Source organism: Bradyrhizobium sp., from assembly GCF_030646015.1.
Classification (GTDB): Bacteria; Pseudomonadota; Alphaproteobacteria; order Rhizobiales; family Xanthobacteraceae; genus Bradyrhizobium.
Window position 1 is genome coordinate 1 of sequence record NZ_JAUSLT010000080.1, and the last position, 15,021, is coordinate 15,021.

Here is a 15,021-nt window from a genome sequence, read left to right on the forward strand (position 1 = left end):
GGCCAGACGTCTTCGCGCACGGCTGCGCGGCGGCGACGTGCTCGGCCGGTTCTCCGGCAACAAGTTCGGGTTGATCCTGAAGAACTGCACCGTCGACGACATGAATGTCGCGGCCGAGCGGTTCCTGGCCGGCATTCGCAACGAGGTGGTGCCGACCAAATCCGGCCCGGTCTCGATCACCGCGTCGATCGGCGCGGTCAGCATGCCGCGCCACGCGCGCAACGCCGACGAGGCGATCAACCGCGCCCATGAAACTCTCGACAGCGCCAAGCGCCGCCGCGCCGGGTCGTTTTCGGTGTGGCGCCCGAATGTCGAGCGCGACGCCCAGCGCCGCGTCAATATCCGCGTCACCGACGAGATCGTCACCGCGCTGAACGAGCGCCGCATCGTGATGGCGTTCGAGCCGGTGGTCGAGGCGCGTTCGCGCGATGCCGCGTTCTACGAATGCCTGGTCCGGATGGAGCAGGACGACGGCCAGGTTCTGCTGGCGCCGGATATCGTTCCCGTTGCGGAAAAGCTCGGCCTGATCCGGCTGGTCGACCACCGCGTGCTCGAACTGGTGGTGGCCGAACTCGCGGAGCAGCCCGACATCAAGCTCAGCCTCAACATCTCGCCCGATACCACGATGGATCCGGACTGGTGGGCCTCGATCGAATCGCTGATGCGCGCCCATCCCGGCGTCGCCGAGCGGCTGATCGTGGAGATCACCGAAACCGTCGCGATCCAGGATATCGACGACGTCCGCGGCTTCGTCACCCGGCTGAAGAACTACGGCAGCAAGATCGCGATCGACGATTTCGGCGCCGGCTACACCTCGTTCCGGAACTTGCGCAAGCTCGGCGTCGACATCGTGAAAATCGACGGCGCCTTCGTGCAGAACATTGCCCGCTCGGCCGACGACCGCGCCTTCGTGCAGACGCTGATCGATCTGGCGCGCCGGCTGCAGATCAAGACCGTCGCGGAATGGGTCCAGGACGAGGAATCCGCCGTGATGCTGCGCGAATGGGGCTGCGACTACATTCAGGGACGTCTGATCGGGCTGGCCTCGTCGCAGCGGCCCTGGGGCGCGCCGGCCGAGACGGTGTTGCCGGCGGCGAGCTGAAGCATCCGTGTCCCGGACGCGGTGCAGCGCCCTTGCGGTGCACCGCAGAGCCGGGACCCATCTCGATAAGGAATCAGTTCTAACGTGGACCCCGGCTCTGCAGCGCACCGCTTCGCGCTGCGCAGCGTCCGGGGAACGCAATCTTCCTGACCGGCTCCGGCCCGCGCCGCCCGGCGTATCCCAGCGCCGCTAGCCAATCGAGTGCGGCCTCGTCGACGACGGATTCGGTGAAGTCTCTCATGGCTCCGGCTTCCGGTCGGTTAGCCGGCGCGCCTCGGCTTCGAGCTGGGCCAGGTCCCCGTCGGCTTCCTGCTCGGCCTCGACAGCCTCGGCGGCGCGGCGGCGGGCATCGAAGGCCTCGAACCGCGAATGGACGATCTCGGTCATCCGTTCGTGTGCCATTCGCCCCTTGCCCTGCAGCACGTCGCGTTCGTTGAAGGCGAGAAAGCGGTCGGTCTGCGCGATCCATTCGGCCATCCGGATTTCCTGCCGGCGCGAGGCGCGCTCCTCGGCGAAGTCGAGGAACATGGTGGTGAGCCGGTTGAGGGATTCGATTTCCCGGGCGTCGAGATAATTCTTCGACACCGTGACGTCGGTCTTGCGCACCCGCTCGCCGGCCCAGGCGGTCAGCGCCATGTTGGGCCTGGCGGGGTCGGCACGCGCCACGATCAGTTCGGCGGCGGTGTGGCCGGTGACGGCGAATACCAGCTTGTTCTGGATGGTGGCGAAGAACGCCTTGGCGGTCTCGGCGGTGCCGTCATAGTCGACGCTGCTGGCTTTGAAGAGGTCGCGGACCTTCTGGTAGAAGCGCTTCTCCGATGCCCGGATGTCGCGGATGCGGGCCAGCAATTCGTCGAAATAGTCGAAACCGCCGGGTTCCTTGAGCCTGCCGTCGTCGAGCACGAAGCCCTTGATCAGGAACTCGCGCAGCACCGTGGTCGCCCAGCGGCGGAACTGGCTGCCGCGCGGGCCACGGACGCGGTAGCCGACGGCCAGAATGGCGTCGAGGTTGTAGAGCGAGGTCGGATAGGCCTTGCCGTCGGCGGCAGTTGTCAAGGATTCCTTGACAACTGAATCCCGCAACAATTCGCTGGTCTTAAAGACATTTTTCAGATGCAGGCTGACGTTCTGCTTGGTGGTGTCGAACAGCGCGGCGATTTCGGCCTGGGTCAGCCAGACGGTGCCATCCACCACCCGCAGCCGAATCGCCTCCCGCCCATCCTCGGTGCGGTAGAGGATCAACTCGCCGCGGGACGGGGCATCGCTCATGCAACGGCCTCGACCATTTTTTCTGCCGCCTTCACCCGCAGCTCACCGGAGATGAGTTTGGGGGGAAGCGCATCGCGGAGCGCGGCCATTCGCAGAGACGAGAAAACTACTCTTCCTTCTTCGGCTCTTTCGACATCCGCTCGAGGCGGTCCTGCATGTCTTTCATCTGACGGCGCAGGTCGTCGATGTTGGCCTCTTCCACGACCGGCTCCGGCATCTTCTCCGGCTCGGCGGCGGCACCCGCGCGCGGCGGCACGAACGGCTTGAACATCGAGAAGGTCTGCTGAAACATTTCCATGTTGCGGCGGACGTGTTCTTCCAGCGGCGCGAACGGCGTTCCCGAGAACGTGTTGGTCAGCTGCTTGCGGAACTTTTCCTGCTCGCGGGTCAGCGTGTCGATCGACTGTTCGAGATATTTCGGCACCACCATCTGCATGCTGTCGCCGTAGAACCGGATCAGCTGGCGCAGGAAGGTGGTCGGCAGCAGGTTCTGGCCGGCCTTGTTTTCCTGTTCGAAAATGATCTGGGCCAGCACCGAGCGGGTAATGTCGTCGCCGGTTTTGGCGTCGTAGACGAGGAAATCCTCGCCGTCCTTCACCATCGCCGCGAGATCCTCGAGCGTCACGTAGGTGCTGGTGCCGGTATTATAGAGCCTCCGGTTGGCGTATTTCTTGATGGTGGTGGGTTGGTCTGTTTTCGCCATGGCTCACACAATGCACACCGAGGACGGGGAACCCGACGGCATCGCCGAAGGGCAGACGAGCAACGCATCGCAGCAAAGTAAGCATTTTCAATGCGGTTCGGCTACCGTTTTGTGCGGCACGGTTAATTCCAGGGCACTCACAAGGCATGGAGACTGCTCCGGAAACTGCCAAGGGCGTCATTTTGAGTGCGGCGCGGCGTGATTTTGCCCTGGGGACGATTGACATGCCTCAACTCCGTTAACAGGATGAGGTAGGAGACTGGCCTGCCATTCGGCGTCCACCAGCCAAGCGCCCTCAAGCCCCAAAAGCTCAACCTCAGGAGATGTCCATGTCAGACGATGTCGTCATCGTCAGCGCCGCCCGCACCCCGGTCGGCAGCTTCAACGGTGCTTTCGCCACCATGCCGGCCCACGACCTCGGCGCCATCGCCATCAAGGCCGCCCTTGAGCGCGCCGGTATCGAGCCCGGCCGTGTCTCCGAGGTGATCATGGGTCAGATCCTGACCGCGGCGCAGGGCCAGAACCCGGCCCGCCAGGCCTCGATCGCCGCCGGCATTCCGGTGGAAAGCCCGGCCTGGGGCGTCAATCAGCTCTGCGGCAGCGGCCTGCGCACCGTGGCGCTGGGATACCAGGCGCTGCTCAACGGCGATTCCGAAATCGTCGTCGCCGGCGGCCAGGAATCCATGAGCATGGCCCCTCACGCGCAGTATCTGCGCGGCGGCACCAAGATGGGCCCGATCGAATTCGTCGACACCATGATCAAGGACGGGTTGTGGGACGCCTTCAACGGCTACCACATGGGCAACACCGCCGAAAACGTCGCCCGGCAGTACCAGATCACCCGCAGCCAGCAGGACGAATTCGCCGTCGCCTCGCAGAACAAGGCGGAGGCCGCGCAGAAGGCCGGCAAGTTCAAGGACGAGATCGTTCCGGTCACCGTGAAGTCCCGCAAGGGCGACATCATCGTCAGCGACGACGAATATCCGCGTCACGGCGCGACCCTCGAATCGATGACCAAGCTCAGGCCGGCGTTCGAAAAGGACGGCACCGTCACCGCCGGCAGCGCGTCGGGCATCAATGACGGCGCCGCCGCGGTGGTGCTGATGACGGCGAAGCAGGCCGCCAAGGAAGGCCGCAAGGTGCTCGGCCGCATCGTGTCGTGGGGCCAGGCCGGCGTCGATCCCAAGATCATGGGCACCGGGCCGATCCCGGCGTCACGCGCCGCGCTGAAGAAGGCCGGCTGGAACATCGCCGACCTCGACCTGATCGAGGCCAACGAGGCCTTCGCGGCGCAGGCCTGCGCGGTCAACAAGGACCTCGGCTGGGATACATCCAAGGTCAACGTCAATGGCGGCGCCATCGCGATCGGCCATCCGGTCGGCGCTTCCGGCGCGCGGGTGCTGGTGACGCTGCTGCACGAGATGGCAAAGCGCGACGCCAAGAAGGGCCTCGCCACTTTGTGCATCGGCGGCGGCATGGGCATCGCGATGTGCATTGCACGCGACTAAACAAACGGCAGCGGATGCGTGAATGATGAAAAGATCATCTCGCAACTGCGCAAGACACAGATGATAACAAACGCCCGGCCTCGTGCCGGGCGTTTTGTTCTTGATGTTCGTCAAACGGCCCGCTTAATTCGAAGCTACAAAAAACTGTAGCTGAAAAACACCAAGGGAAGGATTCGACATGGCACGTGTTGCGTTGGTGACGGGGGGAACGCGGGGTATCGGCGCTGCGATCAGCAAGGCGCTGAAGGCCGCCGGCTACAAGGTCGCTGCCAGCTACGCCGGCAATGATGCGGCCGCGGAAAAATTCAAGGCCGATACCGGCATTCCCGTCTACAAATGGGATGTCAGTTCGTTCGAGGCCTGTGCCGCCGGGGTCAAGCAGGTCGAGGCCGATCTCGGCCCGGTCGACGTGCTGGTCAACAATGCCGGGATCACCAAGGACGGCGCGTTCCACAAGATGACGCTCGAGCAGTGGAATGCGGTCATCAACACCAATCTCGGCTCGCTGTTCAACATGACCCGTCAGGTGATCGAGGGCATGCGCGCCCGAAAATTCGGCCGCGTCATCAACATCTCCTCGATCAATGGCCAGAAGGGCCAGTTCGGCCAGGTCAATTATTCCGCCGCCAAGGCCGGCGACATCGGCTTCACCAAGGCCCTGGCGCTGGAGAACGCCAAGGGCGGCATCACCGTGAACGCGATCTGCCCGGGCTACATCAACACCGAAATGGTGCAGGCGGTGCCGAAGGAGGTGCTGGAGAAAAACATCCTGCCGCTGATCCCGACCGGCCGCCTCGGCGAACCCGAGGAAATCGCCCGCGCCGTGGTGTTCCTCGCCGCCGACGAGGCCGGCGGCATCACCGGCTCGACGATGTCGATCAACGGCGGGCAATATATGGTGTGACTTCCTTTCGTCATTGCGAGGAGCACTCTTGTCCGTCGAAGCCCGCCTTCGGGCGAAGGCGGATGCGACGAAGCAATCCATGCGCCGTCACGTATGATAGATGGATTGCTTCGCTTCGCTCGCAATGACGGCCTCAATGACCTCCCGCACCGCCACCCTGATCGGACTGACCGCGATCCTGATGTGGTCGCTGCTGTCGGTGCTGACGGTCGCGACCGGAAAAATCCCGGCGTTTCAGCTGGCGGCGATGACGTTCGCGATCGGGGCTGTGGTCGCATTCGCCAGCTTCATCTTTCGCCCCGCTGCGTTCGGCGCCTTGAAGCAGCCGTTGACGGCCTGGATCGTCGGGGTCGGCGGCCTGTTCGGCTATCACGCGCTGTATTTCCTGGCGCTGCGCTTCGCACCGCCCGCCGAGGCGGGGCTGCTGAATTATCTCTGGCCGCTGTTGATCGTGCTGTTCTCGTCGCTGCTGCCCGGCGAGCGGCTGCTGTCGCACCACATCGTCGGCGCCTTGCTCGGATTGGCCGGCACCGTGCTGCTGTTCACCGGCAGCGGCGCCAGCTTCGAGGCGGGCCAGTTGCCCGGCCTGCTCGCGGCGTTCGTGGCGGCCTTCGTGTGGGCGGCCTATTCGGTGATGTCGCGCAAGCTCAAGGCGGTGCCGACCGATGCGGTCGCGGGCTTTTGTCTCGCGACGGCGCTGCTTGCCGCGCTCGTGCACGGCGCGGTCGAAACCACGGTGTGGCCGGACGCCGCGGCGCAGTGGCTCGCGATCGCAGCACTCGGCGTCGGCCCGGTGGGGGCCGCGTTCTTTGCCTGGGACGTCGGCATGAAGCGCGGCGACATCCGCGTGCTGGGGGCAGCATCCTACGCGACGCCGCTGCTCTCGACCGCGTTTTTGATTCTGGCGGGGTTTGCCAAACCGAGCGCGAACATCGCGATCGCCGCGGTGCTGATCGCGGGCGGCGGCCTGATCGCGGCGAGGGACATGTTCCGGAAGCGACTCACGCCGTCATCCTGAGGTGCCGCCGCTCTTGCGACGGCCTCGAAGGATGGGCCGTTTGCGCTCTTCTTCGTATCCTTCGAGGCGCGCCCAAGAGGGCGCGCACCTCAGGATGACGGCGGTGTTTGCGGTGACGGCGCCGGCTCCCAGCCCTTCGGCGCCATTTCGAACTTCGCAAAATCAAAGCCCGGCGCCACGGTGCATCCGACCAGCGTCCAGTCGCCGCAACTTTCCGCGGCCTGCCACGCCTGCGGCGGCACGGTCGCTTGCGGTACTTCGCCGGCGGCGAGGTCGGGGCCGAGTGTGACGCTGTGCTGACCGTCGTCGTCGGCTATGCGCAAGGTCAGTGCGTCTCCCGCGTAGTAATGCCACATCTCCACCGCGTCGATGCGATGCCAGTGCGAACGCTCGCCGCGCGCCAGCAGGAAATAGATCGCGGTCGATAGGGAGCGTCCGCCGGCATCGACGCGGGAATCGCGAAACGTCTCGCGATAATGCCCGCCTTCCGGATGCGGCTTCAGTTCGAGCCGTGCGATGATCTCGGCGGCGGAAGGGTGCGCAGCCATCAGGACTTGTTCTTGCGCTCGCGCAGCTCGCCGAACACGGCGGCCGCATCGGCGCCCTTCATCCGCAAGCTGGCCGCGACCGACGGCTCGTCGGCGCGCAGGAACACGTTGGCCTTCTTCTCGTCGCCCAGCAGCGTCGGAACCGTCGGCTTGTTGGCGGCGCGCAGCCGCGTCACTTCCTCGGCGCGCGCCTTCAGGGCGGCGTTGTCGGGCTCGACCGTGAGCGCGAATTTGACGTTCGCGGCGGTGTATTCATGGCCGCAATAGAGTTTGAAATCGTCGGGCAGCACGCGCAGCTTCAGCAGCGAGTCCCACATCATCGGGTAGTCGCCTTCGAACACCCGTCCGCAGCCGATCGAGAACAGCGTGTCGGCGGCGAACAGCGCCTTCTCGCTGTCGAACACATAGCTGATGTGATCGAGCGTATGGCCCGGCGTTTCCAGCACCCGCGCCAGCAGGCTTCCCACCTTCACCACGTCGCCCTGGCCGGCACGCAGATCGACATTGGCGATTTTGGCGGACTTGTCGTGCGGGCCGACCACGCGGCAATTGTATTTCTGCTTCAACTCGGCGACGCCGCCGACATGGTCGCCATGATGGTGGGTGATCAGGATATCCGTCAGCGTCCAGCCCTCGCGCTCCAGCGCCTGGATGATGGGAGCAGCCTCCGGCGCATCGATCGAGGCGGTGGCTTTGGTCGCGGGGTCGTGGATCAGATAGCCGAAATTGTCGGTGAGGCAGGTGAACAGGCGAATTTCGGCAGCCATGATATCTCCGTGATCAAGTGAGGCGCGTCCGGTGAAACGAGGGCTCCGGCCGCGCCGCATACAGGCATGAAATATGGCGTTAAGGCTGCGCAGGCAATGGCCATATTCTGCGCGCCGCAGGGACCTGCGCCGTGTTAGATTGGGGGCATGACCATCGACGTCATCGATCTCAGAAATTTCTATTCGCAGCGCCTCGGCATCGTGGCGCGGCGGCTGATCAATCGCGGCATTCATGCCCGCTGGCCGGACGCGCAGGGCCAGCGCGTGCTCGGCCTCGGCTATCCCACGCCCTATCTCGGCCTGTTCCGCGAGGACTCCGAGCGCTGCATCGCCTTCATGCCGGCGGCGCAGGGCGTGCTGAAATGGCCGACGGCGCGGCCGACGCTGGCCACCCTGGTCGACGAATTCTCGCTGCCGTTGCCGGATGCCGCGGTCGACCGCATCCTTCTGGTCCATGCCTTGGAAATGTCCGACGATCCCGAAGGGCTGCTGCGCGAGGTGTGGCGGGTGCTGGCGCCCTCCGGGCGGATGATGGCGGTTATTCCGAACCGGCGCGGGGTGTGGACCCGCACCGACAACACGCCGTTCGGTCACGGCCGGCCCTATTCGCGTTCGCAGATCACGCAATTGCTGCGGCAGACCTGGTTCACGCCGGCCTCCTGGGGCGAGGCGCTGTTCATGCCGCCGGTCGCCGGCGGCTGGTTCCTGCGCTCCGCGATGGCCTGGGAGCGGGTCGGCGCCGCGCTGTCGCTGCCGTTCGCCGGCGTGCATATCGTGGAAGCGACCAAGCAGGTCTATCGTGCGATCCCGGCGCACCGGGAACGCACGCGGCTGATTCCGGCGCTGGAACCGGTGCTGGTGCCGTCATCGTCCGTGCAGAGTATCGCAGCGTGTCGTCCCGGCGAACGCCGGGACCCATAACCACAGGGGCTCATGGTTACGACAAGTCGTCAAACGGCTTCCCTGAATCGACAGATCACGCGGTATGGGTCCCGGCGTTCGCCGGGACGACGCGTTGAGAGAATGTCGTCTTACTCATTCCCCGGATTGAAATCGTCGCCGGGCACGGCCGGTGCGGCGGCGCCTTCGGGGCGCGGGCCGTGGGGCCGGCGGCGGCGGCGCGGGAAGCGCTCACCGCCTTCGAAGGCGGCCGGCGGGTTGCTGATTTGCGGCTGCGGTCCGGTGATGAACGACGGCAGGCGATCGACGTTGACGTCGGCAATGACCGGCTGCGGCTGGGGCGGCTGGAATTGCGGCTGCGGCCGATGCTCGCGATGGGGGTTGTGTTCGCGGGGCTGATGGTCGCGCTGCTCGCGCGGCTGGTAGGGCTGACCCTCGCGCTGGTGGTCACGCGGCGGCGGATTGTCGCGCGGCACGAAGGGCTGCGGCTGCGCCGGCACGAAGCCGGGCTCCTGGCCGAAATTCGAAAAGCTCTCGCTCTCGTCGTCGCCATCCTCCGATGGCATTTCGTTTTCGGTGCGCGGCTGCGGCTGGTTCTGCCGGAACTGCTCCTGGGCGGCGGCGATCAGGCGGAAATAATGTTCGGCGTGCTGATAGTAATTCTCGGCGGCCACCGGATCGCCGGAAGAGCGCGCGTCGCGCGCCAGCTGCACGTATTTTTCAGCGACGTGGGATGCGGTGCCGCGGATCTTGATGTCCGGCCCGTTCGACTCGAACACCCGGGTCATCGGATTCTGACCGCGCCGGTTGCTGTCGTTCCGGTTCTGATTGCTTTGGTTCCGGTTACGCATCCGCTTGTTTTGGTTCTGACCGTTTCTCATGTCTCGCCTTTATTCCAGCCCTGAAGTTACCAGTCTTGATTCACTTAACCCTGGATTGTGATGTCGCCGTCACAGCACAGGCCCGGCGCGCGTCATGCGCACCGAATCGCCATGCAGTTGCGTTCCACAAAGATTTTGCCGTACGTCGCAGTCAACAAAGACGCGTTCCCCACCAGCCCAGCCTACTCCGCCGGCTGCTTCAAATCAGTCCGCCTGCCAAAACAAGCACAGCTTTCTCGCGAGAGTCTCTAAAGCGCAATGATCAGGCTTTCGTTCGCTTTGCGGTCGGAAGCAGCGCAGCTCTTTCAGCCATCGCGCTCGATTGGACCTGCGTTTTGGAACCTTTCACTCGGGGCGGGCTCTCGCTTTGAGAACTCTGGCCTCCGCCCGCGATATCCCCTCGGGGTACCTACGGGGCCAGCAACCCTGGACCGACGTTGTGGCCGGAACGTAGTCGCTAACGGGGAATATTCCAAGTGGTTTTTTTGCCTTTCAATCAGGCTTTATGACGGCTTTTTGCGGCCGGCGACCGCCCGCCGGATGCCCGCCAGATCGGCCCTGGCAGGCCCCTCCGGCGCCAGCCCGGCCGCCGTCATCAACTCGCCGACATCGTCGTGCTGGCCCTCACCGACCTCCACCACGAGGGCGCCCTGCGGCGCCAGCAGCCGCGCCGCCTGCGGGATCAGCGCGCGATAGGCGTCAAGTCCGTCACGGCCGCCGTCGAGCGCGGCAAGCGGGTCGAAATTCCGCACCTCGGCGGCGAGCCCGGCGATATCGGCCGAGCGGATGTAGGGCGGGTTCGAGACCATGAGATCGAAAGCGCCCGACAAGCCAGCGGCATAGTCGCAGGCGATGAAGGTAGCGCGATCGGCGAGGCCAAGATCGACAGCATTGCTGTGGGCCGTTTGTAACGCTTTCTCGCTGATGTCGGTGCCGATCCCAACCGCGCGCGGCAATTCCGACAGCAGCGCCAGCAGGATCGCGCCGGAGCCGGTGCCGAGGTCGGCGATCCGCAACGGACGACCTTGAGCAGGGAATGCGCGCAGCATTTCCAGCGCCAGTTCGACCACGGTCTCGGTATCGGGCCGCGGCACCAGGGTTGCAGCCGACAATGTCAGCGGCAATCCCCAGAATTCCCGGGTCCCGACAATGCGCGCCACTGGCTCGCCGCCGAGGCGGCGGCGCGCGAACTCCTCCAGCCGAATCGATTCGTCCGCGCTGAGCTGCCGGCCGGCGGCCGAGATCAGGCCGGTGAGGTCGAGGCCGAGCACGGCGCCGACCAGAATTCGCGCGTCGAGTTCGGCGGAATCGATTGCGCTGGATTTGAAGCGCGCGGTGAGCGCGCGCCGCGCGGCATCGACGGTTTGTCCGGCGAAGGCTTCGGTCACTTGCCCAAATCCATCCACCCGTCGTCCCTGCGAACGCAGGGACCCATACGCCGTGTACTATCGGTGAGAATGCTGGCTTTAGAGTCCTTCTGACACAAGATAGGCCGCGGAGTATGGGTCCCTGCGTTCGCAGGGACGACAGCGAGATTGTTGTGGCGTCTCGGGAAAAATCGTGACGACAACATGCTCACGCCGCAGCGCCCTGGGCGGCGAGCTGCGCGGCCTGATGCTCGGTGGTCAGCGCGTCCACCAACTCGCCGAGCGCTTCGCCGGCGATGACCTGCGGCAGCTTGTAGAGCGTGAGGTTGATGCGGTGATCGGTGACGCGGCCCTGCGGGAAATTATAGGTCCGGATCCGCTCGGAGCGGTCGCCGGAGCCGACTTTCTCGCGGCGGTCGGCGGCGCGGGTGGCGTTGATGCGCTGCTGCTCGGCGTCGTAGATGCGCGAGCGCAGGATGTTCATCGCCGAGGCGCGATTCTTGTGCTGCGAGCGGCTGTCCTGCATCATCACCACGATGCCGGTCGGAATGTGGGTGATGCGGATCGCCGATTCGGTCTTGTTGACGTGCTGGCCGCCGGCGCCCTGCGCGCGCATGGTGTCGATCCGCAGATCGTCGTTCTTGATCTCGACGTCGACCTCCTCGACCTCGGGCAGCACCGCCACCGTCGCCGCCGAGGTGTGAATGCGGCCCTGCGTCTCGGTGTCGGGCACGCGCTGCACCCGGTGCACGCCGGATTCGAATTTCAGTTTGGCAAAGGCGCCGCGGCCCTGGATTTCAGCGATGATCTCCTTGTAGCCGCCCATGGTGCCTTCGCTGGCGGAGATCGCCTCGACCTTCCAGCCCTGCAGGGCGGCAAAACGCTCATACATCCGGAACAGGTCGCCGGCGAACAGCGCGGCCTCGTCGCCGCCGGTGCCGGCGCGGATTTCCAGCACGACGTTGCGCTCATCCATGGCGTCCTTCGGCAACAGCGCGACGCGGATCTGCTGCGCCAGCTCGGCGCTGCGCGCGACAAGCGTTTCGCGCTCGGCCTCGGCCATGCCGCGCATCTCGGAATCGGTGGCGGGGTCGGCGATCAGCACTTCTATGCCCGCCAGCTCGGCATTGGCGGCGCGGTAGGCCTTGACGGCTTCGATCAGCGGATTGAGTTCGGAAAGCTCGCGCGTGAGCTTGACGTAATTTTCCGAGCTCATCTGGCTGAGCAGCTGCGACTCCAGCGAGGCGTGGTGCGCCAGCAGGATATCGAGTTTGGCTTCGGGGAGTATCGACATGGTCAGGTCTCGGAGGGAAAGGGAATCGTTGAAGCGGGACAGAGCCTCGCTACAACGACAGCCCCTCGGCCTCGGCGAAGGCCGTCAGTCTCTCGCGGATCGACACGCTGCCGGAGGGCGCCTCGAGCAGCGGCGCCATCATGGCTTCGGCTTTTTTGGCGTCGAGGTCGAGGATCATCGCCTTGACCGGGCCGTGTCCGGTGGCCGATAGCGACAGCGAGCGATAGCCCAGCGCGATCAGCGCCAGCGCGCCGAGCGGTTTGGAGGCCATCTCGCCGCACAGCGAAGCGGATTTCTTCGCCGCATTGGCCTTCACGACGATCTCGCGCAACGCCCGCATGATCGGCGCCGACATGGTGTCGAAGCGTTCGGAGACCTTGGCATTGCCGCGATCGACCGCGAACAGGAACTGGAACAGATCATTGGAGCCGACCGAGACGAAATCGACCTTCTTCAGGAGTTCGTCGAGCTGGTAGAGCAGCGCCGGCACCTCCACCATGGTGCCGACGTCGATGCGTTCCGGCAGCGCGTGGCCGTGCTGGCGCAGATAGGTCAGCTCGCGCTCGACTATGCCCTTGGCGAGGTCGAATTCGGCGACTTCGGAAATCATCGGAAACATGATGCGCAGCGCGCGGCCGCCGCCGGCGCGCAGCAGTGCGCGGATCTGGCCGCGCAGCAGCCCGGGACGGTCGAGGCCGAGCCGGATCGCGCGCCAGCCGAGCGCCGGGTTCTCCTCGACCACGGTTTCCATATAGGGCAGCGCCTTGTCGCCGCCGATGTCGAGGGTGCGGAACGTCACCGGTTTCGTACCTGCGGCGTCCAGCACCGCGCGGTACAGCGCCAGCTGGTCGCTGGTTCGCGGCAGGCTCTGGCCGACCATGAATTGCAGTTCGGTGCGGAACAGCCCGATGCCGGCCGAGCCGGTGTCGTCGATATGCGGCAGGTCGATGATCAGGCCGGCATTGATCATGAGCTCGATCGGCTGGCCGTCCTTGGTGACGCAGGGCAGGTCGCGCAGCGCCAGATATTGCGCCTGCCGCCGGGCGCGAAACCGCACCCGTTCCGCATAGGCCGATTCGATTTCGGCCGAGGGGCGGATGTAGATCGAGCCGGAGGTGCCGTCGACGATGACGGCGTCGCCCGGGTCGGCAATGCCAGGCGCGTTCGGTATTTCGCCGACCGCGGGAATCCCCAGCGCCCGCGCCACGATCGAGACGTGGGAATTGGCGGTGCCTTCCTCCAGGATCAGCCCGCGCAAGCGCTTGCGATCGTAATCGAGCAGGGCGGCGGGGCCCATCGCACGCGCAATCAGGATGGCGTTTTCGGGCAATTGCTCCCGCGACGGCGCGTGGTCGCGTCCCACCAGCTGCCGCATCAGGCGATGGCCGAGGTCTTCGAGATCGTGCAGGCGGTCGCGCAGATAAGGATCGGTGGAGCGCAGCATCCGCGCGCGAGTATCGGACTGCACGCGTTCGACCGCGGCCTCGGCGGTGAGGCCGGTGGCGACCGCCTCGTGCAGCTTGTGCGACCAGCCGTGGTCGTTGGCGAACATGCGGTAGGCTTCCAGCACGTCGCGGTGCTCGCCGCCTTCGGCGACGTCGCCGCGCTCCAGCATGCGGTCGAGGTCGGCGCGCAATTTCGCCAGTGCCGCATCGAGCCGCTTGATTTCCTTCGGCAGGTCCTCGGCGATGTAATTGGTGATGACGACGCGCGGCTCGTGCAGCACGACATGGCCGAGCGCGATGCCATCGGACAGTACCGCGCCGGTCTTGTGCACCGAGTGACGCGCCGCAGGCTCGGCGCCGGGCTGCGCCAGCGCCGACAATTCGCCCGACGCGATCATCTCCGCCAGCACCATGGCGGTGGTCTGCAGCGCCTCGACCTCTTCCTCGACATAGGTGCGCTTGGCGCGGTTCTGCACCACCAGCACGCCGAGCGTATTGCCGGCGCGCAGGATCGGCACGCCGAGGAAGGAGTGATAGATTTCTTCGCCGGTCTCCGGGCGGAACGAGAACGCCGGATGGGTTTGCGCGTCGCTCAGATTGAGCGGGTTCGCCTCGCTGGCGACGAGGCCGACCAGGCCCTCATGCGAGTGCAGCACGGTGCGGTGGACGGCGTCGCGGTTGAGGCCTTCGGTGGCGTAGAGTTCCAGCGTGTTGTCGACGCGCAGCACATAGGTCGAGCAGACCTCGGCCACCATGTTGGCCGCGATCAGCACCACGATCTTGTCCAGGCGCTCCTGGGCGGAGACCTGCTCCGCCATGGTTTCGCGGAGCCGTCTCAGCAAGACGCGGGGGCCTCCCGACGCGCTCCGCATGTGCCGATACCTCCCCCCGCTAAGCCAGCATCCGGGGTGGCCGGCAGCTGGCGTCAAATCCAACGAAAACAACGATTTTAATCAATCGGCGCCGCCACAAGGGTCGCAACCGGCCGAATCAGCGTTGCTAAAACTGTGGCACAGCTTGCCGCAGCCCACCCATCCGGCCGTATAGCGAATCGAGGCTTGTTTTGCCAAGCAAAACGCCTGCCAGAGGCGATAACGTCTCTGTCAGCCCAATGCTGCGCCCGCTAAGGGAAAATCATTCTAAAATGCTCCGAGGTCGCGTCCGGTTTCGGTGGTGCGGCGAGCGCCACCTTGCCTCTCCCGCTTGCGAGAGCTTTGCACAATCGGGTCTGCGGGAATGGGGCCCGAAATCTGGCTTTTTTTGCGAACTCAGGTGGCGCGCGAGACGTGAAGAGTCCGGTTTTCGCGGCCGATCG

13 protein-coding genes are annotated in these 15,021 nt (G+C 65.3%); 5 read left to right on the plus strand and 8 right to left on the minus strand.

Features of this window, described 5'->3' with window-relative positions:
• Positions 1 to 1,102: EAL domain-containing protein (locus Q7T45_RS12205; protein ID WP_304871037.1), on the plus strand; the 1,102-nt coding region annotated here is incomplete at its 5' end.
• Between the two features lie 237 nt (positions 1,103 to 1,339).
• On the opposite strand, the gene Q7T45_RS12210 is transcribed toward Q7T45_RS12205, so the two are convergent.
• Together Q7T45_RS12210 and phaR are read right to left on the minus strand one after the other, a co-directional pair.
• Positions 1,340 to 2,371 carry a virulence RhuM family protein gene (locus Q7T45_RS12210; RefSeq protein WP_304871039.1) on the minus strand — a complete coding sequence of 344 codons (1,032 nt, stop codon included), beginning with the start codon at positions 2,369 to 2,371 and terminating at the stop codon, positions 1,340 to 1,342.
• A gap of 106 nt (positions 2,372 to 2,477) precedes the next feature.
• Positions 2,478 to 3,074 (minus strand): polyhydroxyalkanoate synthesis repressor PhaR, encoded by a 597-nt coding sequence (gene phaR / locus Q7T45_RS12215; protein ID WP_304871041.1) that lies wholly within the window; start codon positions 3,072 to 3,074, stop codon positions 2,478 to 2,480.
• 329 nt (positions 3,075 to 3,403) lie between these two features.
• Here phaR and Q7T45_RS12220 point away from each other — a divergent pair, with 329 nt between their 5' ends.
• From Q7T45_RS12220 to Q7T45_RS12230, 3 genes are all read left to right on the plus strand, one after another.
• Entirely contained in the window at positions 3,404 to 4,582 is a 1,179-nt protein-coding gene (locus Q7T45_RS12220) for an acetyl-CoA C-acetyltransferase (protein WP_304871043.1), read from the plus strand.
• Positions 4,583 to 4,760: 178 nt separating this feature from the next.
• A complete protein-coding gene (gene phbB, locus Q7T45_RS12225) occupies positions 4,761 to 5,486 on the plus strand; it encodes an acetoacetyl-CoA reductase (protein ID WP_304871045.1) in 726 nt (241 codons plus the stop codon).
• A gap of 136 nt (positions 5,487 to 5,622) precedes the next feature.
• Positions 5,623 to 6,504, plus strand: a complete 882-nt coding sequence (locus Q7T45_RS12230) for a DMT family transporter (RefSeq protein WP_304871047.1) — start codon at positions 5,623 to 5,625, stop codon at positions 6,502 to 6,504.
• Positions 6,505 to 6,593: 89 nt separating this feature from the next.
• Here the strand turns inward: Q7T45_RS12230 and Q7T45_RS12235 are convergent, their stop codons facing one another.
• Both Q7T45_RS12235 and gloB read right to left on the minus strand, forming a co-directional pair.
• Positions 6,594 to 7,052 carry a cupin domain-containing protein gene (locus tag Q7T45_RS12235; RefSeq protein WP_304871049.1) on the minus strand — a complete coding sequence of 153 codons (459 nt, stop codon included), beginning with the start codon at positions 7,050 to 7,052 and terminating at the stop codon, positions 6,594 to 6,596.
• Positions 7,052 to 7,819, minus strand: a complete 768-nt coding sequence (gloB, locus tag Q7T45_RS12240; RefSeq protein ID WP_304871051.1) for a hydroxyacylglutathione hydrolase — start codon at positions 7,817 to 7,819, stop codon at positions 7,052 to 7,054. Before gloB ends, Q7T45_RS12235 begins: the two co-directional genes overlap by 1 nt.
• Before the next feature lie 153 nt (positions 7,820 to 7,972).
• On the opposite strand from gloB, the gene Q7T45_RS12245 reads away from it, so the two are divergent.
• The gene (locus Q7T45_RS12245) at positions 7,973 to 8,740 is read left to right on the plus strand and encodes a class I SAM-dependent methyltransferase (RefSeq protein ID WP_304871061.1); all 768 of its coding nucleotides are present in this window, start codon (positions 7,973 to 7,975) and stop codon (positions 8,738 to 8,740) included.
• Between the two features lie 110 nt (positions 8,741 to 8,850).
• Here Q7T45_RS12245 and Q7T45_RS12250 read toward each other — a convergent pair whose 3' ends face one another.
• The 4 genes from Q7T45_RS12250 to ptsP form a co-directional block, all read right to left on the minus strand.
• Positions 8,851 to 9,600 carry a DUF4167 domain-containing protein gene (locus tag Q7T45_RS12250; protein ID WP_304871053.1) on the minus strand — a complete coding sequence of 250 codons (750 nt, stop codon included), beginning with the start codon at positions 9,598 to 9,600 and terminating at the stop codon, positions 8,851 to 8,853.
• A gap of 503 nt (positions 9,601 to 10,103) precedes the next feature.
• Entirely contained in the window at positions 10,104 to 10,988 is an 885-nt protein-coding gene (gene prmC, locus Q7T45_RS12255; RefSeq protein ID WP_304871055.1) for a peptide chain release factor N(5)-glutamine methyltransferase, read from the minus strand.
• A gap of 187 nt (positions 10,989 to 11,175) precedes the next feature.
• Complete coding sequence (gene prfA / locus Q7T45_RS12260; protein WP_304871057.1) at positions 11,176 to 12,261, minus strand: peptide chain release factor 1; 1,086 nt, start codon at positions 12,259 to 12,261, stop codon at positions 11,176 to 11,178.
• A 49-nt stretch (positions 12,262 to 12,310) separates the two neighbouring features.
• Positions 12,311 to 14,578, minus strand: a complete 2,268-nt coding sequence (gene ptsP, locus Q7T45_RS12265; RefSeq protein WP_304871059.1) for a phosphoenolpyruvate--protein phosphotransferase — start codon at positions 14,576 to 14,578, stop codon at positions 12,311 to 12,313.
• Positions 14,579 to 15,021: the final 443 nt, after the last annotated feature.

Bases quoted from the DNA above. Each gene is read 5' to 3' on its own strand.
- Q7T45_RS12210 (WP_304871039.1), bottom strand. From the start codon at position 2,371: ATGAGCGATGCCCCGTCCCGCGGCGAGTTGATCCTCTACCGCACCGAG.
- phaR (WP_304871041.1), bottom strand. From the start codon at position 3,074: ATGGCGAAAACAGACCAACCCACCACCATCAAGAAATACGCCAACCGG.
- Q7T45_RS12220 (WP_304871043.1), top strand. From the start codon at position 3,404: ATGTCAGACGATGTCGTCATCGTCAGCGCCGCCCGCACCCCGGTCGGC.
- phbB (WP_304871045.1), top strand. From the start codon at position 4,761: ATGGCACGTGTTGCGTTGGTGACGGGGGGAACGCGGGGTATCGGCGCT.
- Q7T45_RS12230 (WP_304871047.1), top strand. From the start codon at position 5,623: ATGACCTCCCGCACCGCCACCCTGATCGGACTGACCGCGATCCTGATG.
- Q7T45_RS12235 (WP_304871049.1), bottom strand. From the start codon at position 7,052: ATGGCTGCGCACCCTTCCGCCGCCGAGATCATCGCACGGCTCGAACTG.
- gloB (WP_304871051.1), bottom strand. From the start codon at position 7,819: ATGGCTGCCGAAATTCGCCTGTTCACCTGCCTCACCGACAATTTCGGC.
- Q7T45_RS12250 (WP_304871053.1), bottom strand. From the start codon at position 9,600: ATGAGAAACGGTCAGAACCAAAACAAGCGGATGCGTAACCGGAACCAA.
- prfA (WP_304871057.1), bottom strand. From the start codon at position 12,261: ATGTCGATACTCCCCGAAGCCAAACTCGATATCCTGCTGGCGCACCAC.
- ptsP (WP_304871059.1), bottom strand. From the start codon at position 14,578: ATGCGGAGCGCGTCGGGAGGCCCCCGCGTCTTGCTGAGACGGCTCCGC.